The organism is Tessaracoccus yangjingae, from assembly GCF_055326235.1.
This window is the reverse complement of the sequence record NZ_JBUZNN010000006.1, coordinates 1-19,529: the sequence shown is the minus strand read 5'-3', so window position 1 is coordinate 19,529 and position 19,529 is coordinate 1. Positions and strand designations below refer to the sequence as shown.

The following is a 19,529-nucleotide window of genomic DNA, read 5'->3' as shown; positions in this document are numbered from 1 at the left end:
CTGAGACTTGCTCGCTGGTTCACAGCGTCGCCCCTCAGGATCGTCCCGTCGCGCGCCCGCCATCGCCGATCCCAGGGATCCGCCCGGCCCCCGAGTCCGACACACCTCTTGGGTCTGTCAAACGAAAGGTGTAACTGGGTTGTGTTGTCATGCTGGTCTGGGGCTGCTGAGGCGGCCGTCGAATCGGATGTCGAAAGCGTTGAGGGCTTCCTTTCGTTTGACAGACCCGGCCGTGACGTGCTGGCCATCGGATGCGGTGCCGACCCACTGGCCGAGTTTGCTGGTGCAGCGGGGCCCGCCTGTCGGGAGCCAAGAGCTCAACCAGGTCGTCGACCACAGCAAGTCGCTTCTGTCAGATCGACCCGTCGCCGGCCTTCGGCGGCCTTTGGCAGTGGCCTGCGCTCACCGTGGGCCAGAACGAATGCATACGCACGCAGCCTCGGAGGCGATCCAAGCTTGGCGGCGCACTGCGGCCGCTCACTGATCGGCGCGTCGCCACCTGCGGGAGAACCAGGGCGAGTCGCTAGGGTGTCGAGTGTGCAGGTGACGCGGTGGCGCCGGTTTGGCAAGGACAGGCTGTACGTGAGGGATGCCGGGGGCCATGACCTGGGCTGGTGGGATCTTCACACGGACGTCGCGCATCCAGCCACCGCCGAGACCGAACCCATTCTCCGTGAAGCGGTGGCTGCGTGGTCCGTGGCCCAGAGCCCCGCGGAACCCCACGAGGGTCGACGGCCCCCCGAGCCGAACGCGGATCTTTCGAGGGGCTCCGGCTTTCTGGCGCCCGTGCCGGCACCTGCCCTGGCCCAGTCCTCGTGGTCAGCGCGTGCCGATGAGGAGGCCGACTCGTCCGCGGCGCTTCAGGGCCCGCCGGTCACCGACCTTGCGAGCAACCGTCCAGGGGAGCAGTTGGCCGACAAGGTCGCGGCAGCCCGTGAAGCTGGTGAACGCCCCACACTGTGGCGACGATTCTGGCTCGGCAAGAACGCCTACTCGACCTGGGAACGGGGCGAGATCGGCGAACTCCTGGTCGCCGAGCAGGTGTCACGCCTCATCCGCTCCGATCCGCGCTGGAGACTCATCAACTCGATCCCTGTCAGCGAGGACGTCGACATCGACGCCCTGGTCGTCGGCCCCGGCGGGGTGTTCACGGTCAACGCCAAGTACCACCGCGGAGCCAGGATCTGGGTCGGGGGCGACACCCTGATGGTCAACGGCAACCGACAGCCCTACGTGCGCAACAGCCGTCACGAGGCACGCAAGGCGTCCCGGCTGCTGACCCTCGCCACCGCCACGCCCGTCAACGTGCAAGGCATCGTCGTCCCAGTCGACGCGAACGCCTTCACCGTGAAGAACCAGCCTGCCGATGTCCACGTCATCAACCGCGTCCGACTCACCCAGTACCTGCGATCCCGCCCCCAGGTCCTCGGCCCGGAACTGATCGCGTTGGTGTACGAAGCCGCCCGCCTCAGCACCACCTGGCTCGCCCAACCTCAGGGCGAGCACTAGACCGCAACTGCTCCCCGCGGCTTGATCGTCCAGCAGACCGCAGTAGCAGCCCCGTCCTTCCCCCTCCTACGACGAGCATCCGACGCTCCCGTACCAGTCCTGCGCGTGGCCCGGTACCCCTGCCCTCGAAGTCGAACACACCTCTTGCACTGTCGGACCAGCTGTGGGCGCCTCGGGTTGGGGTTCTTGGGGGGTATGACGGCGTCGTTGCACAAGCTGACGGCCGGGTCGGGCTATGACTACCTGACCCGGCAGGTCGCCGCCATGGATTCCACTGAGAAGGGCCACGCATCGCTGACGTCGTACTACACGGAGAAGGGTGAGGTGCCGGGACGGTGGGTCGGGGCCGGCCTTCAGGCGCTCGAGGTGGAGCCGGGGTCTGCGGTGTCGGCGGAGCAGATGCAGTCGCTGTTCGGGGCAGGGTTCCACCCGGATATGGCCGCTCGTCTGGCTGCTTTGCCGGTCGGCGCGACCCGTGAGCAGATCCGTGCCGCGGCCCGGCTGGGGGCGCCGTTTCGGGTGCATGCCGCGGCCAGCGCGTTCCAGCAGGATGTCGCGATGCGGTGCGCGGTGTGGGCGGCCGAGCACGGTCTCGCGGCGGACGAGGAAGTGCCCTTGGATGTCCGCGCGCGGGTCCGCAACGAGGTCGCGACCGAGGGTTTCGCTGCGCGGATGGGTCGGCCGCCGAGCGGGTTGGAGCTGTCGTCGGAGGTGGCCCGCCTGACGCGGAACGCCACGACCGCGTGTGCCGGGTTCGATGTGACGTTCACGCCGGTGAAGTCGGTCTCTGCGCTGTGGGCGGTCGCGCCGCAGCAGGTGGCCGCGCAGATTGAGGAGGCTCATAACGCCGCCGTCGCTGACGCTCTGGCCTACCTGGAGGAGCGGGTCCTGTTCTCGCGCAGGGGTGCGGGTGGGGTGCGGCAGGTGGAGGTGACCGGCCTGATCGGAGCGGCGTTCACGCACCGGGATTCGCGGGCTGGGGATCCGAATCTGCACACCCATGTGGCAATCGCCAACAAGGTCCAGACGCTGGACGGGGCGTGGTTGGCGATCGACGGCCGGCCCTTGTTCGCGGGGCTGGTGAGCATCTCGGAGGTGTACAACACCCAGTTGGAGGCCCACCTGGCGGCCCGTCTGGGTGTGCGATTCGCGGCGGAACCAGCGACCGATCCGTCGAAGCGTCCAGTGCGGGAGATCGTCGGGGTCCCCGCCCAGTTGAGGGAGGCGTGGTCCAGCCGTCGGGCAGCGATCGTGGCCCGTCAGGCCGAGCTCGCCGTCACCTTCCAGCACGCGCATCACCGCCCGCCGACACCGGCCGAGGGGATCGCGCTGGCGCAACAAGCCACCTTGGAGACCCGCCAGGCGAAGCACGAGCCCCGCACCCTGACAGAGCAGCGCAGCGCCTGGGCAGCGCAAGCCGCCGCGGTCCTCGGCGCCGACGGGATAGCCGGGATGCTGGCCGACGTGGCCGCCGCTCACGGGGCGGGGCAGGCGCCGACGGCCGCGTGGATCGATGAGGTGGCCGACGAGATGGTGACCCGGATGGGCCTGTCCCGGGCCACGTGGACGGTGTGGCACCTGCAGGCGGAAGCCTCGCGCAGGGCCAGGGAACGGGCCACCAGCCCCGGGCAGGCGACCCACCTCACCGCCCAACTCCTGGCCGCGGCAACCGACCGATGCATCGCGCTGGAGGCGTGGGTCGACCCGATCAGCGACCCCCAGGTCCTGCGCCGCTCCGACGGAGAATCTGTCTACACCACGGTCGGGAGCCGACGGTTCACCTCCACCGCCGTGATCGAAGCCGAACGGCAGATCACCGACGCAGCGACCCTCCTCAACGGCCGACAAGCCAGCGAAGCCGACGTGTCCCTCGCCCTCCTCGAGGCGACCGCCAACCGCATCAACCTGACCGCCGGCCAGGCTGAACTCGTGCGTCGAATGGCCACCAGCGGACGACGGGTCCAGCTCGCCCTGGCCGCCGCTGGCTCCGGGAAAACCACCGCCCTGGCAACTCTCGGGCAGGCGTGGCGGAACAGTGGTGGGACGGTGGTCGGCCTGGCCCCCTCCGCCGTCGCCGCTCGACTCCTGGCTGATCACGTCGGCCACGCCACCACCCTGGCGAAGCTCGCCTGGGACCTCCACCACCATCCCCGCGCAGCCGAGAATCTGATCAGCCCTGACACCCTCCTGATCGTTGACGAGGCGGGCATGGCCGACACACCATCGCTGGCCGCAGTGATCGGATTCGCCATCCATCGGGGTGCGTCGGTGCGGTTGATCGGGGATGATCAGCAGCTCGCCGCGGTCGGTGCCGGCGGGGTGCTTCGCGACCTCGCCCACGCCCACCCAGCCGTCCACTTGACCGAGGTGCTGCGGTTCGAAGACCCAGCGGAGGCGGCCGCCTCGTTGGCGCTGCGCGATGGCCGGCCCGAGTCGCTGGGCTTCTACCTCGACCAGCAGCGGATCCACGCCGGCTCGGACGAAACCATCCTCCGCGACGCCCTCAACGCCTGGCTCAAAGACAAGACAGCCGGCCTGGACTCGGTGATGCTGGCCAGCACCCGCGACCAGGTCGCCCAACTCAACCAGTGGGCCCGCGACCACCGCCTGGCCGCCACCCACGGCGATGTTGAGGGTGCCGTTGCGGTGCTGTCGGACGGGAACCTGGCCTCGGTCGGGGATGTGATCGTCACCCGACTCAATGACCGCCGCCTCGCGATCAGCGCCACCGATTGGGTGAAGAACGGCGACCGGTGGACCGTCACCGAAGTGGACCCGACGGGCGCGATCCACGCCCACCACCTGAACAGCGGGCTGCGGATCACCCTGCCTGCAACCTACGTGACCGAGAACGTGGAGTTGGGCTATGCAGTGACCGTCCACGGCGCCCAAGGCATCACCGTCGACACCACCCACACTGTCCTGACCGGGACGGAGAGCAGGCAGCAGCTCTACGTCGCGATGAGCCGCGGCCGCCGCTCGAACCACGCCTACGTCCAGGTCGTCGACGGCGGCGGCGAAAACTCCCCCATCCACCCCACTACCCTGCGACCGGTCACCGCCGCAGACGTCCTCGAGCAGGTCCTAGCCCGTGACGGATCCGCCCGTTCCGTCACCACCGAGACCCGCCAAACCGTCGACCCCTACACCCGCCTCGGCCTCGCCGTGGCCCGCTACAGCGACGCGGTGAGTGTCGCCGTCGAGCAGCTCCACGCGGACACCGCACACGAGCTGGACCAGCACGCCGACGAGGTCGTGGATCAGCTCACCTCCAGCCCCGCCTGGCCCACCCTCCGCGCACACCTTCTTCTGCTCTCGGCCACCGGCGAGAGGTCCCACTCAGCGCTGCAGCTGCTGCGTGCCGCGGTCGACGCCCGGGAACTGTCGACCGCCCACGACCCGGCGGCGGTGCTCACCTGGCGGCTCCCCCACCCTGACACCTCGGGCCCACTCCCCTGGCTCACCGGCATCCCCCGAAGCCTCGCCGACCACGATCAGTGGGGCCCCTACCTCACCGCCCGCCACGCCCAGGTCCGCGCCTTCGCCGCCGAAGTCCGAGCCGCCGCCACCGCCATCAGCCAGCCGGTATGGGCTCTACCGGGCCAGACCCTCACAACGTCGACCGTGACCGAAGTCGAGGTGTGGCGGGCGGCCTGGCAAGTCGAACCCAGCGACCGCCGCCCCACCGGACCCGCCCAACTCGGCGCCCCCGCGCACCACTGGCAACAGAACCTCACGAACCGGCTCCGACCCGCCCACCCCGTCGCCATCTGGACAGACCTCCTGCGCGACATCCACCCCGACCTCCTCCGCGACCCCTACGCCACCGTGCTGGCACACCGCCTCGCCGCCCTCCACAACACCGACGTGCCCATCACCGAACACCTCGCAGCAGCCGTCGCCGACGGGCCCCTGCCGGCAGAACAGCCAGCCGCCGCGCTGTGGTGGCGACTCGTCCGCCACCTCACCCCCACCGACAGCCCCACCCTCCTCACCTGGGAAGAATCGCTGGTTGACCAGCTCGGCTACCAGGCAGCGGCCGACCTGGAATCCAGCCCCTGGTGGCCCCACCTGGCCGCCGCACTCACCGACGCCACCCAGCGAGGCCACCGCCTCGAGGACCTCATCATCCCCGTGCCAGACATCTCCGGATTCGACGACGCGTGCCAGGCCATGTTGTGGCGCACCCACCACCTCACGACGTCGCCACCCGACGACCAAGTGGAGCCGCCGCACCCCGACCAGCTGCCCCCCGACGGGATCGAAGACATCGACTGGACTACTCGGACCGCAGACCTCGTCGCAGCTGCCCGGCTGCGGGAGCGAACCGATCCGGACTTCACCGAGATTGAACTGCGCCAGGCCTTCGCAGCCGCCGACCGCTGGACCGAGACCCCCCACACCCCGAAACGCCTCGCCCACGTCACTGCGGCCGCGGCAGGGTTCTTCGAGACCCAGCTGCCCGACTCGTGGAGCCATTCCTACTTCCTGCAACGCTTCAGGCAGGATCTCGCCGGCGACCCCCGGTTCCGGATCGGCCACGCCCCAGCAGGCTGGACCTCCATGGTCAGCGCTCTGCGGAAGCAGGGATTCAGCACCGACGAGCTCCTCGCCGCGGGAGTGGCAACCACCACCCGCCAGGGCAACGTCATCGACCGATTCCGCGACCGCGCCATCCTCCCCATCACCCACGAAGGCGTCATCGTCGGGTTCGTCGGCCGACGGCACCCCGACGCCCACGACGACCACGGACCCAAATACCTCAACAGCCCGGCCAGCGCGCTGTTCGCCAAACGCGACATCCTCTACGGCCACCACCTTCTCACCCCCGATGCTGTTCCGGTGATCGTCGAAGGCCCTATCGACGCGATCGCCGTCACCCTCGCAGGCCAAGGCACCTACATCGGCGTCGCACCCCTGGGAACCGCGCTGACCCTGGAGCAGACCCTGCTGCTGCGCGGCGGACCCACACCGCTGATCGCCACCGACGCCGACAACGCCGGCCACGTCGCAGCCGAGAACACCTTCTGGCTCCTCGCCCAGCACCGCCTCGACCCACGCCGCCTGCTCCTGCCAGCCGGCAGCGACCCGGCTCAACTGCTCGAACAGCACGGCCCCGACGCCCTCCACGACACCCTGGCCACGGTCACCACCCTTCAGGGAGAACTGATGATCCGTGACCGGGTCACGTTCCTCTCCCCGGCCGAGGCTGGCCTCCAGGTCGCCGAGATCCTCGCCGCCCGCCCACCAGCGACATGGGAGCAGCACCTCACCGACGTGCCGGAGAAGCAGGCTCGGCACCTGGTGGCGCGGACACATGCCTGGACAGCCACCCCGACTGCCGCCGCGGACCACGCGCGACAGCAGACACGGCAGATGCGTGGCCGCCTCGACCAGACCCCAGCCCAGCGCTGGCAGCGCTGGGCAGACCTCACCGGCATGGCCGGGGCGCGGGAGTGGCCGAAGCTCGCCGCCCGGCTCGACGAACTCCACCACGCCGGGGCTGACACCACAATGCTGGCGAGGCGGCTTGCGAAGGCGCCGGCCGCAGTCGCCGCTGCGACCCTGGCGCACCACCGCCCGGGGCGGGCAGTGGAGGTCGACTGGCGTCCCTGGGCCGAGATCGTCAATGCCGGGTTGCTGGCGGATCAGAGGTGGCGGAGTGTCCAGACCGACCTGAGCCGGCTGCAATTCCTCGGCACCGACCTCGCGGCCCTGGCCGCCGCGATGGCTGGTCGCCACCCGGAGACAGTGCTGGTGACGTTGCGGAACGCGCTACGCGTCCACGTCGGCAAGTTCGGCCTCAACAGTGGCGCAGATCAACAATCTTCACCGGCCACTCGAGCCCAGCTCGGAATCGGCGGGCCCGACGAAACGCCGGGGCGCACGCCTCCCCAGCGATGAGCCCCCGACTGTTTGTAATGCCAGTGTTGGTGGACCTCTCGCTTAGCACTTGGCGAAAGACGAGGCCCATGGCCCCGGGGGATCGAAAGATCGAGTCCGTCACGGAGAGATCGCCCATCAGCAGCAGTCTGCTTCGCAGCTCTCCACCCCCACCCGGCCGTGATGTAACGATTCGATAACGGCGTTTGCGTCAAAGCGTTTGACGTTCTTACGGTGATGCAAACGTTTAACTTCAATCGTTTGACGAGAGGTATGTCGATGGTGACACTCAAGGACATCGCGGCCCATGTCGGGGTCTCGATCTCGGCGGTGTCACTCGTCCTCAACGACCGGGGCGAGGGGCGAGTTCGTCCCGACGTGGCCGTCCGGATCCGGACTGTGGCGGATGAGCTCGGGTACGCCCCTAATCTCTTGGCCCGCGGACTCAAGACCAACCAGTCACACATCATCGGGCTGCTGTCGGACCAGGTGGCCTCCGTCCCGTTCGCGGGCCAGATGCTGGGGGGCGCGCAAGTCAGCGCGGCGGAGGAGGATTTCCTTCTCATCGTCGTCGATACCGCCGGCAACCGGGATCTTGACGGGACCGCAGTCAAGACCCTCTTGCAGCGCAATATCGAGGCGCTCATCGTCGCCACCGACTTCCATCGGGAGGTGGATCTTCCGATGACGCCCCGAGCCATGCCTGTGGTAGTCCTCGATGGGCTGCCCAGGGATCGCTCGGCCGTCGCGGACTGGGTGATCCCGGATGAGACGGGCGGGGCGTACGCCGCCACCACCCATCTCATCCTGGCCGGGCATCGACGGATAGCGTTCTGCAACGTCGAGGACGAGCGGTTCGTGGCCCGCACGCTCCGCCGTGCCGGCTACGAGGCCGCTCTGTCCGCCGCCGGGCTCACGCCCGACCCCGCTCTGATAGTCGATGCCTCCGATCCGAGCACCGCGGCCGGTCGCGTCCAGGCCCGCCGCATCCTCTCAATGCAGGACCGGCCGACGGCGGTGTTCTGCTTCTCCGACCAGATCGCCTTCGGCTTCTACCAGGTGGCCCAGGAACTGGGTCTGCGGGTTCCCGACGACCTCTCGATCGTCGGCTTCGACGACCAGCCGTTCATCGCCGACAGTCTCCTCCCCGGGCTCACCACCGTTCGGCTTCCCCACCGCGACATGGGCACCTGGGCGGCACGCCAGGCGATCGCCCGCCTTCGCGGGGAGGCGCCGTCGGGCCCGGTGAGCACCCAGATGCCCTGTCCGCTCGTGGAGCGCGGATCCGTCGCTCCCCCCAACCCCGAAGGAGATACCCCACGCACCTGATGCCGTTCCACTGAACAACTCCGCCGTCGCTGACGACGGCGACACCGGCTGAGCGGCCACACCACTCAGCCCCTCTGTCGACGCGCCCATCGCGGCGCGCCCTCCTCCCATCCCATAAGCGCCCTCGCGGCGTCGGTCGACCCTGCCCTCAGGGCGACCCCCCCCACCCAAGGAGAACCCCCATGAGCACACGCTCCCCCCTCCGCCGGCTCGGCGCCCTCGCAGTGGCCACGGCCCTCGGCACCGTCGCCCTCACCGCCTGCGGTCAGGACCAGCCCGCAGATCCCGACGCGCCCCGCACTTTCACAATCCTCCAGTACGAGGACCCCAACAGCCCCCAGGCCCAGGGGTGGAAGAAGGCAGTGGAGTTGTTCGAGGCCGAGCACCCCAACGTCACCGTCGACTTCCAGCAGACGAGCTTCGACGCGATGCGTCAGAACGCGAAGATCACCCTGTCGGGCAACGATGTGCCGGACGTCATCGAGTTCAACAAGGGCAACGCCGACGGCGGCCAACTCGCCGGCCAGGGCCTCCTCGAGCCGCTCACCGAGCAGGTCGAGGAGCGCGGCTGGGACGAGAAGGTGACCGGGTCCATGGCCGCCTTCGCCCAGTACGACGAGAACGGCATGGCAGGCTCGGGCGACTGGTACGGCATCCCCAACATCGGCGAGTTCGTCATGCTCTACTACAACAAGGAGTTGTTCGCCGAGGCTGGCATCACCGAGGTCCCCACCACCCTGGAGGATTTCGAGGCCGCGATGGACCAGCTGATGGCCGCCGGCATCCTGCCGATCTCCAGCTCGGCCAACACCAGCCAGGGCTTCAACCAGATGTGGGTGTGGTACTCGCTGGTTTCCGCGGAGGCGTCGCGGGACCAGATCGACGACTTCATGTTCGTGCGCAACCCCGTCGACTTCAGCGCCGCGCCGTGGGGCACCGGCACGGCCCGCTTCCAGGAGTGGATCGACAAGGGCTACGTCGGCGACCAGCTCGGCGGGCTGTCCTTCGAGCAGGCCATCGTCAACTTCCTCAGCGGCGACGCCGCCATGGTGATGTGGAACGACCCGCAGTTCGCGCGGATCAGCAACGACGCACAGTTCGACTGGGGCTACTTCACGCTCCCCGGCGCCAACCTGAGCATGGGCTCGTCCGGCCACCTGTGGGGCGTCCCGGCCAAGGCCGAGAACAAGGATCTGGCCTACGACTGGATCGACATCACACTCAGCCAGGAGGTCCAGGACACCATCAGCGCCGCAGGCGGCCTCGCGCTGGCCGGCGACACCAGCAAGATCGAGGACGAGGCCTACCGGGGCCTGGCCGAGCGGTTCAACGAGCTGGTCGAGGCCGACACCCTGTCGTTCTACCCCGACTACCCCGTGCCCGGATTCCTGGACTTCATCCAGAACCACATGCAGGCCATGTCGAACAAGAACGAGACGGCCGACGAGTACATCGCCGCCCTGCAGGAGTTCTACGACGAGGGCACCCAGTCCTGAGTGACACCGGTCGGGGCGCCCACGCGGCGCCCCGACCCCACCCGACTCCCCACAGACAGGTCCGTCCCATGCCTCTCACCCGATCCGTCGCCCGGACGTCGCGCCGGCGCGAGCGTTCCTACTGGTGGTACCTGGTGCCGATCGGCATCTCGTTCACCGCCATCGTCCTGCTCCCGTTCGCCATGAATATCGGGTTCAGCCTCTTCCAGTGGAAGGGTGGCCTTGCCCCGATGCGTTGGTACGGACTCGGCAACTACGTCGACCTGCTGCAGGACGAGCAGTTCTGGCAGTCCTTCCAGAACTCGCTGTTCATGGTCATCGCCATCACGGTCGTCCCCACCGCCATCGGCATCCTCCTGGCCGCGATGCTCTTCGACTTCCTGGGCCGGACGTTCGGCTCGCGTGTCGCGTCCTTCCTCCGTGCCACCTACTACCTTCCCCAGATTCTCCCCATCGCGGTGGCCGGCTTCATCTGGAGCTGGATCCTTGACCCGGCCAATGGCTCGATCAACACGTTCCTCAAGTTGGTCGGGGTCACCCGTCCCCCGGACTGGCTGGGCGATCCCAACCTGGCGATCTATGGCCTGATGGCCATGCTCGTGTGGCTGCAGCTGGGCTACCCCGTCGTCATCTTCATGGCCGCCCTCTCCCGGGTCAGCCCCGAGCTCTACGAGGCGGCCTCCCTCGACGGTGCGGGCTGGTGGCGCCAGTTCGCCGCCATCACGCTGCCGACGATTCGCCCCGAGATGTTCATCGTGGTCCTTACCGCGACGGTGGCCGCGCTCAAGGTGTTCGCGCCGGTGCTCATCCTCACCGGCGGGGGTCCCGAGGGCTCCACCGTCGTGCCCTCCTACTACGCCTACCGCAACTTCTTCGAGCTCTCCCAGGTGGGCTACGGAGCCACCATCGCGACCGTGATGTCGCTTCTCATCTTCGTCATTGCAGCCGTGATGCTCACCTGGCAGCGCCGCAGCGAGCACTCCTGAAAGGACCGATGATGACCACCTCCTCCACCACCACTCCGGTTGGCGGCCGCCCCGCTGTCGATTCCGCGCCCCGGCGCCGCCGGCGCCACACCCCGATGCGCTGGGTGGTCCTGGGCGTCGCAGTCCTGGTCTCCGTGATCATGCTCGCGCCGTTCCTGCTCATGGTCCTCAACGCATTCAAGACCAGTGCTGATTACTCGTCCAACGGCCCCATCGCCTGGCCACAGTCGTTCACAGTCGACGCGTTCCTCCACTACCTGGGACTGGTCAACTTCCCCCGTGCACTGTGGAACTCGATCATCATCTCCACGGTGGTGGCCTTTGCCGGCGTCGCGCTGGCGCTGGTCAGCTCGTACGGGATCGGCATCGGTCGGGTCAAGGGCAGCGGCCCCATCCTGGCGGTCCTCCTGCTCGCCACCATGCTCCCGCACGAGGCCCTGATCTACCCCCTGTTCTACGGGGCGCAGGCCACGGGCACGTTCAACACCATCTGGTCTGTAATCATCGTGTTCACCGTCCTGCAGGCCGCGTTCGGGACCTACCTGCTCGCCAGCGTCATGGGCACGATCCCCAAGGAACTGCTCGACGCGGCCTCCATGGACGGCGCGACGCGCTGGCAGATCCTCTGGCTCATCATCGTGCCGGTGCTGCGCCCCACACTGTCCGTGCTGTTGGTGTTCTTCTTCATCTGGACCTGGAACGAGTTCTACATCCCCGTGGTCCTCCTCGCCGACCAGTCCTCACAGACCGTGCCCATCGCACTGGCCACCCTGCGCGGCCAACACTCCATCGACATCACCGTGCTCAACGCGGGCTCGCTGCTGTCCCTGCTGCCGACGCTGGTGTTCTTCCTCATCTTCCAGCGCACCCTCAGCCACGGCGTCACCGCCGGGGCCGTCAAGTAACCCCTACTCACCCAGAAGGATCACCAGTGTTCCACTCCATCTCCATCCCGCAGCCCACGCCCGGCGTTCGCAGCCGCAGCATCAACGCGGAGAACCCCACCGGTGCCATCGGCGCCGCCGCCCAGGCCGCGTCGAACCTCGGCCCGGGGCGCAAGGGCTCGGCCTACTACCCCCTCCCCGCGGGCGAGACCCTCACGCTCGCCGACATCGAGGGTCCCGGCGTGATCCGCCACATCTGGATCACCGTCGCCGAGACAACCGACGCCGGGCCCTTCGTGCTTCGCGATCTAGTCCTGCGCGCCTACTGGGACGGCTCCGAACACCCCTCGGTCGAAGTTCCCCTGGGTGACTTCTTCTGCAACGGCTTCGCCACCCGCGCGCTCGTCACCTCCGTACCGATCGTCGTAGCCCCCACCCGCGGCATGAACAGCTACTTCCCCATGCCGTTCCGCCAGTCCGCGCGCCTCACCCTGGAGAGCCAGCACGGCGGCGACCTTCCCCACGTCTTCTACCAGGTGGACTACACCACCGGCGACGACATCCCAGCCGACGCCGCCTACTTCCACGCGCAATGGAGGCGCTCCAACGGCACCACGGCGCTCGGAGAGGACCACGTCATCCTCGACGGCGTGGAAGGGTCGGGCACCTACATCGGCACCTACGTAGCGGTCGCCTCCCTCCAGCGCTACTGGTGGGGCGAGGGCGAGGTGAAGTTCTTCATCGACGACGACGACCAGTTCCCCACACTCTGCACCACCGGCCTGGAGGACTACGCCGGCGGCGCGTGGGCCTTCCAGGACGAGCTGCGGGCAGACCCGGAGCCCGAGGTGCTCACCTTCAGCGCCCCCTACTTCGGATACCCCTTCTACTCCGCCCAGGACCGAACCAAGGCCTCGCCCTTCGCCACCGCCATGCCCCAGATGCACGGCATGTACCGCTGGCACCTGCCCGACCCCATCTTCTTCACCGAGCGGCTGCGCGTCACAGTCCAGCAGATCGGGGCCTGGGACCACGGCCTGTTCGAGCGCAGCGACGACATCTCCACGACGGCCTACTGGTACCAGACCACACCGCACCAGCCGTTCCCCGGGCTGCCCTCAGCTCAGGACCGTCGACCCCGATGACGAGGCTGTTGGCGCACGCCGGGACTCTCAGATGAACCGTCTGCCTGCTTAGCTAGGCCTTCCCATGCGTGACGTTGCCGCACACTCAGGCGCCCCGGTCACTACCATCAACGCTGGCGGTGAGTGACAAGGTCCGGGCCTTGCCCACCCATCCATCGAGCCAAGGTCACGGTTGCAGTCCGTGACCTTGGCTCCGAACTGCCCGCCATCAACTCGAACCGAGTTGTCGTTGGCCGCATCACATTGAGACTCTCGAACGCGGCGAGCAGCGACGGGTTCATCGTCCGCGACATCCAAGTCGCCGCCACTCACCGCACCGCACCACGCTGCTGCACCTTCTCCATCCCAGTTGCGACCGCATCGCTGCTCTGCGAGCCTCATGGGACGAGGCGTCGATCCCGTGGCCATCTCGGGGGACATCCTGGAGGATGCGAATCTCGGCAGCCTCGTGCTCCCCGAGGGCCACTTGTCGATGACAGACGACTTTGATGCTGTAACGACGGGGTGGTTTCCAGCGGTCATCGCAATGGTGGGTGGCTCCTTTGAGGCCAGGCGGGCGTTGAACAGCTCGGCTGCGCTCCGGTGGCCAAGGACCCTTTAGGGTCGTCAGTTGAGTTCGGACTCGACCCTGGCGAGGTCAGCCGAGGTGTGGACCGGAGGGGTCGACCGACTTCGGGAAGTATTGGCGCAACAGCCGCTGGTGTTCTCGTTCGTGCCCCGCTGCCAGGGACTGGCGGCGTCACGGAAGTACACCCGGACGCCTGCCTCGGCAGCGACCTCAAGGTGACGGCCATCTCCGTGCCCTGGTCCAGGTGAGACTCCTTCGCAGTCCGGCGGGCAGCTGGCCGAGCGTTCTGACAAGGGCGGCGTGGACCGTGATTGAGTGCTGCACGGGCAGGTGGAGCTGCTTGGTGAAGCGGGTCTGTCGTTCCACCAGGGTGCCGATTCCGGAGCGGTGATTCGGGCCCGACGATCAGTGGAACGGGCGGTACTGCCTAGTCGTGTGGAGATTTCGGCGCAGATCTCGACGGCCTGGCCAGCGCGCGACCTATCACAATCGTCCGTCACCCCTGCTGGCCATGTCAGCGACCCGACCCGCTCCTCCTCCGACAGGAACCGGGGCGAGCTCGGACGAACAGGGAGGCGTTCCAGCGGTGGCACGAGCTTGGCCGTGCCGTCCTTCGGGCGCACCGTCGACCCTGACCAGCTCCCACGCGGCCAGCGTGCCGTTCTTCCAGATCTGTGCAGCGGACCGGCTCACTCCCACCTCGATGGCAGCGACTCGGAACGGCACGCCCTGGGCGATCAACTCCACGAACCGCTGCCGTGCCAACGACTTCGGCCGCCTACCAGGACCTCCGGGATACGACGAGTGGACAACGAGTACCTCTAAACACGGGTTTACGTTGCATCGTTCGCTGGAAACCAGCCCACCGCCACCTAACTCCCCACGCGACCACCCACTGAGTATGTTCAGGTTGTCCAGCCGTTGGATCTGGAGGTTCCCCATACCCGGCGCCAGTCCACAATCCGGCAGCAGCCCTTGCCTACCGGATAATAGGTGGTGGGCAGGTAGAGCTGTTTGAGCCGGGCCGCGCTCCAGACCGTTGGTGCTGCGAGCAGGTACTCGGCCGCCGGCTAGCTAGGCCGTGTCTCCCTTATGTGCGTAGCCAGGTGATGATCGCGAAGATCGTGGCAGCGGCGCGGTAGGTGATGGCGAGCTTGTCGTAGCGGGTCGCCAGGCCGCGCCACTGTTTGACCTTGCTGAAGGATCTCTCCACGACATTGCGGTCCTTGTAGGTCTCCGCGTCGAACCAGTGTGGTCGACCACCGGCACGGCCGCGCCGCTTCCTGGCGGCGACATGGTCGCTCTTGGCCGGGATCACAGCGGTGATCCGACGCCGGCGCAACTCCCCGCGGATGACACCGGTGGAGTAGGCACGGTCGGCGATCACCACGTCGGGCCGAGTACGTGGCCGGCCGCGACCCAGACGTGGAACGTTGATGTCGGCGAGGACCTCGGCGAGCATCGCACCGTCGTTGCGTTGTCCTCCGGTGACCACGATCGCCAGCGGGCGACCCTTGCCGTCAACAGCATGATGGATCTTCGTGGTCAGCCCGCCGCGAGAGCGTCCGACGCCGTGACCTGCGGGTTCAACCTCCTCGAACGGAGATTTCTTGTAGTTCGATGAAGCCCCCTGTGTCCTGCTCGGGGCGCTTGGTGTTCGTGGCGTGCTGATGAGCGCGCGCGATCGTGGCGTCGACCGACACCGTCCACTCGATCTTCCCCTCGGCGTCGGCCTTGGCCAGGATCCGCGCGAGGACCCGGTCCCAGGTGCCATCGGCGGCATAGCGGCGGTGGCGCTTCCACACAGTCTGCCAAGGGCCGAACTCCTCGCGCGGCAGATCACGCCACGGGATCCCGGTTCGGTACCGGTAGGCGATGCCCTCGACCACCCTGCGGTTGTCCCCGAACGGATGACCCCTGCGGCCCTCGTTCGAGGGAAGCAGTGACTCGATCAGCGCCCACTCCTCATCACTGAAGACCCGGAACCGCGATCGCTGATTCGTCACGACCTCACACTGCCGCGCGCCTCACCCGCAATATGGGAGACACGCCCTAGCTAATGGTGACCTGTGGCGGAGTTTCGAGTTGGTCAGCCACGTTCTCCCAGGTGGAGGCGTATTGACCGTATGCGGTCTTGATGAGAACTCCGACTGGAAGTTCAGGGCATTCGTTCTCGCCGTTTGTTCCCCAGTTGACCCAGCCTGATTGGCGGCGCTGGACGATCTGGAACTGGCCGGAGGGTTGGGATGTCCACCACACCATGGCTCGACCCAGTTCGGAGTGGTACTCCACGGTCTTCTGCGCAGCTCCGGGGAAGATGGTCTCGTGGCCGAGGTGCTGGATGTCGACGGGGCCGCTACTGATCTTCCAGGGACGATCGGGGAGATCCGCGAGCCGGTGCGAGGCTGTGCGGACGTGTCCGAGGCGTTCGCGGATCTCACTGTCAGGGATCGCTTGTTCCCAGGCGCAGAAGAGTCGCCAGTACAGATCCCAGTGAGCTGACTCGATGTCGCCGCTGAGTGCGTCTCGGAAGGCATGGAACTTCGGGTTGCGGTCCACTGGGGCGTCGAGTGTCCGGGCGACCATCTCCGCGAGCTGGCCTGCGTAGGGGTCGCCGTCGCGGTATCGCGTGCCGCCTGGTGTGTCGAAGCGGTCGAAGACCAACTCCCCTTGACCGCCTTCGAACTCGTCTCCGACGGTGATCTTGTTGACGACAGATCTTCCGTTGATGACGGTCTCGAAGGGGTCGACGAGGTAGCGGCGGCTGAACCATGGGGTGCCGTAGGTGAAGCGCCACTCGATGGAGAACTGCTTCCCCTTCAGTTCGTCGAGCAGGCCATCGGGGATCACTCCGCTCATCCGCAGCGTTACCAGGATCGGGCCCCATTCGAGGACTTCGATCGCGACGGTGGTGTGTTCGGGGGGGTTGATGAGTCCGTTCTCTGGTGTGAAGAAGGGGCCGTAGAAGCCGCCGATGGCGTTGTTGCCCGAGGGAAGGAGGTCGACGCCTTCGCTGGTAGAGGAGAAGTGTCGGATGCCCCACTTGGAGGAGCCTTCCCCTTGTGCTGTGCCGGTGCACATCTCCAGGTCGAAGTAGCCGGTGTCGAGTCGGGTGAAGGCGTCGGGTTCACGTGGTTCGAGGGTCGTGATCCCGCGGACTTGAGCATCGTCACCGAGTGGTCCTTCGAGGGTGAAGGTCAGTTGGGTGTCGAGTGAGGCGACGGTGATGAACTTGGTGCGTGTGGGGTCGTCTTGCTGGTCGAGCCGTTGGCAGACCAGTTCGGCGCCGGTGTCGGTGCGTGCACTCCACAGCTTTCCGTCGAGTGTCTCGTCGATGGTGAACTCGATGGGTTCGTTGAGTCGAGGGCCGTGGGTGTTGGTGACGACGATGGTGCGGCTCATGCGGCCGTGCCTCCTGCGGTGAGTTCGGTTGCGTCATTGGCGACGGGCTTCGCGGTCGCGGTGGAACGCTGCTTCAGAGAGTCGATGGCCACGGCGAGGATGATCACTAGGCCCTTGATGAGGAGCTGGGTGAAGAACTGGACGTTCATGAGGATGAGTCCGGTGGTGAGGACTCCGAGGATGACGGAGCCAACGAGGGTGCCGACGATGCGTCCCTTGCCGCCGGCGAGGCTGGTGCCTCCCAGGACGACGGCTGCGATGGCATCGAGTTCGTAGCCAGTTCCTGCGGTTGGCTGGGCGGAGACGACGCGGGCTGCGAAGATGACGCCAGCGAGGCCGGCAAGTGCTCCGGCGATGACGTAGACCGAGGTCAGGATCCACTTGACCCGGACACCGGCGAGCCTGGCGGCCTCAGGGTTCCCGCCGACGGCGTAGATGTGGCGACCGAACTTGGTGCGCTCGAGGACGAACCAAGAGATGAGGTAGACCACGAGCATGACGACGACGGGGACGGGTATGCCGGCGATGTAGCCGTTGCCAAGGTCCCGGAAAGGCAGAGCGCTGTCGACGATCGGCTGGCCCTCGGTCATGGTGTATGCCAGCCCGCGGAGGAAGGTCATCAGCCCGAGGGTGACGATGAAGGGAGCGAGGGACAGGTAGGCCGACAGAGCGCCGTTGATGAGGCCCGCGAAGGCGCCGGCGAGGATTCCGACGAGGACCGCGACTACGGCGGGCATTCCCGCGACGGCGGCGAGGACTGAGGTGACGCCGGAGACTGCGACGATGGAGCCCACAGAGAGGTCGATTCCTGCGGTAAGGATCACGAACGTCATCCCGGCGGCGATGATCGCGTTGATGGAGATGGCGCGGGCGATGTTGAGGAGGTTGTCAACGGTGGCGAAGTTGGGGGCTGCGAAGGCCATGAAGGCGGTGAGTATGGCGAGGACTGCGAGGATGCCTACACGGTCCCACCAGGTGGCGAAGTCGATGTTGCGCGGGATGAGTCGGAACTTTCCCGCTTCGGCGGTTTGGGTTGGGGGGGTCATGGTGGTTCCTACTCGGCTGTTCCGGTGGCGTGGCTCATTACTTGTTCTTCGGTGGCGGATGCAGAGGGCAGCTCCGCAACGATGCGCCCGTGTCTCATGACTAGGATCCGGTCGGATGTGCCGAGCGCTTCGGGAAGGTCGGATGAAACCATGAGGATGGCTTTGCCTTGTCCGACCAGTTGGTCGATCAGCTCATAGATTTCGCGTTTGGCGCCGATGTCGACGCCGCGGGTTGGTTCGTCGAGGATCAGGAGATCTGATTCGGTCAGCAGCGTCCTGGCGAGGATCGCTTTCTGCTGGTTTCCCCCGGAGAGGCTGCGGGACGGAAGGCCGATCGCGCTCTGGCGGAGGCGGAGGAAGTCCATCATCTCGAGGACGGAGCGGCGGATCTTCCCGCGTTGGAGGACCCCAGATGTGGAGAAGCGGTCGAGGGATGACAAGGCGATGTTGTCCTCGACGGTGTGGTCGAGGAACAGTGCCTCGGTCTTCCGGTTCTCGGGGACCATCGTGACCCCGTTGCGGATCGCGGCGAGTGGAGCGCCGGCGTAGTAGGGCTTCCCGCGGAGGGTGATTTGGCCTCCTTGAGCTTTCTCCGCTCCGAAGATCAGGCGCGCCATCTCTGTGCGCCCTGAGCCGATCAGGCCTGCGAGGCACACCACCTCACCTGCTCGGACTGTGAAGCTGACTGGGCCGACGCCGTTGCCGTGGAGATCCTTCACCTGGAGGAGGGGTTCGCCGAGTTGACGTGGGTGGTGGGTGTAGAGATCCTGGATGTCGCGGCCCACCATCATGCGTACGACGTCGGCCGGTTGAATGTCGGTGCGCTCGCGGGTGCCGACGTATCTGCCGTCGCGGAACACGGTGACCCGGTCGGCTAGCTTCCAGACCTCCTCCATGCGGTGCGAGATGTAGATCAGCCCCACTCCCCTGGCCCGTGCATCCTCGATGATTCGGTAGAGCTCTTCGGTTTCAGCGCGGGAGAGTGCGGCGGTGGGTTCGTCGAGGACGAGGATGCGGGCATCTTCGCTTGATGCGCGGGCGATCTCGACCATCTGCTGCATCCCGATACTCAGGGAGCCGAGTGCACGACTGGGGTCGATGTTCAGGCCGATCAGGGATAGCTTGGCCTGCGCGTCGCGGTGCATTCTCTTGCGGTCAAGGGCCCCGAACCGGGTGGGTTCGACTCCTAGCCTCGATATTTCATGACGGGCGTGTGTGGGGCTGGTCGGCGCCGGTGGCGTCGGGGTTGTTCTGATTCTTGCAGGTGGGTGTGACAAGACC

The 19,529-nt window shown here is 67.1% G+C and carries 10 protein-coding genes and 2 pseudogenes; 7 read left to right on the top strand and 5 right to left on the bottom strand.

Translation table 11 applies throughout. The annotated features are described in order from the left end of the window. Window positions 1-786 precede the first annotated feature (786 nt). The 7 genes from ACZK5D_RS09915 (at window position 787) to ACZK5D_RS09885 (ending at window position 13,232) form a co-directional block, all read left to right on the top strand. Window positions 787-1,509, top strand: coding sequence for a nuclease-related domain-containing protein (locus tag ACZK5D_RS09915; protein WP_463665178.1), 723 nt, complete (start codon window positions 787-789; stop codon window positions 1,507-1,509). 195 nt (window positions 1,510-1,704) lie between these two features. Continuing rightward, complete coding sequence (mobF, locus tag ACZK5D_RS09910) at window positions 1,705-7,413, top strand: MobF family relaxase (protein WP_463665177.1); 5,709 nt, start codon at window positions 1,705-1,707, stop codon at window positions 7,411-7,413. Between the two features lie 258 nt (window positions 7,414-7,671). After that, window positions 7,672-8,721 (top strand): LacI family DNA-binding transcriptional regulator, encoded by a 1,050-nt coding sequence (locus ACZK5D_RS09905; RefSeq protein WP_463665176.1) that lies wholly within the window; start codon window positions 7,672-7,674, stop codon window positions 8,719-8,721. Between the two features lie 182 nt (window positions 8,722-8,903). Further along, window positions 8,904-10,217 (top strand): ABC transporter substrate-binding protein, encoded by a 1,314-nt coding sequence (locus ACZK5D_RS09900; protein ID WP_463665175.1) that lies wholly within the window; start codon window positions 8,904-8,906, stop codon window positions 10,215-10,217. A gap of 68 nt (window positions 10,218-10,285) precedes the next feature. Beyond that, window positions 10,286-11,203, top strand: a complete 918-nt coding sequence (locus tag ACZK5D_RS09895; RefSeq protein ID WP_463665174.1) for a carbohydrate ABC transporter permease — start codon at window positions 10,286-10,288, stop codon at window positions 11,201-11,203. 11 nt (window positions 11,204-11,214) lie between these two features. Continuing rightward, window positions 11,215-12,108, top strand: a complete 894-nt coding sequence (locus ACZK5D_RS09890) for a carbohydrate ABC transporter permease (protein WP_463665173.1) — start codon at window positions 11,215-11,217, stop codon at window positions 12,106-12,108. 26 nt (window positions 12,109-12,134) lie between these two features. Then, window positions 12,135-13,232, top strand: coding sequence for a glycoside hydrolase family 172 protein (locus ACZK5D_RS09885; protein ID WP_068752801.1), 1,098 nt, complete (start codon window positions 12,135-12,137; stop codon window positions 13,230-13,232). Between the two features lie 609 nt (window positions 13,233-13,841). Here the strand turns inward: ACZK5D_RS09885 and ACZK5D_RS09880 are convergent. The 5 genes and pseudogenes from ACZK5D_RS09880 to ACZK5D_RS09860 all read right to left on the bottom strand — a co-directional run. Continuing rightward, window positions 13,842-14,184: pseudogene (locus ACZK5D_RS09880) on the bottom strand (IS30 family transposase); the annotation flags it as partial. Between the two features lie 706 nt (window positions 14,185-14,890). Then, a pseudogene (locus ACZK5D_RS09875) lies at window positions 14,891-15,806 on the bottom strand (IS5 family transposase). A gap of 46 nt (window positions 15,807-15,852) precedes the next feature. Then, window positions 15,853-17,202, bottom strand: a complete 1,350-nt coding sequence (locus ACZK5D_RS09870) for a hypothetical protein (RefSeq protein WP_463665172.1) — start codon at window positions 17,200-17,202, stop codon at window positions 15,853-15,855. Beyond that, a complete protein-coding gene (locus tag ACZK5D_RS09865) occupies window positions 17,199-18,248 on the bottom strand; it encodes an ABC transporter permease subunit (RefSeq protein WP_463665171.1) in 1,050 nt (349 codons plus the stop codon). The genes ACZK5D_RS09870 and ACZK5D_RS09865 overlap by 4 nt, the downstream gene beginning before the upstream one ends. 8 nt (window positions 18,249-18,256) lie before the next feature. After that, window positions 18,257-19,529: sugar ABC transporter ATP-binding protein (locus ACZK5D_RS09860; protein WP_463665170.1), on the bottom strand; the 1,273-nt coding region annotated here is incomplete at its 5' end.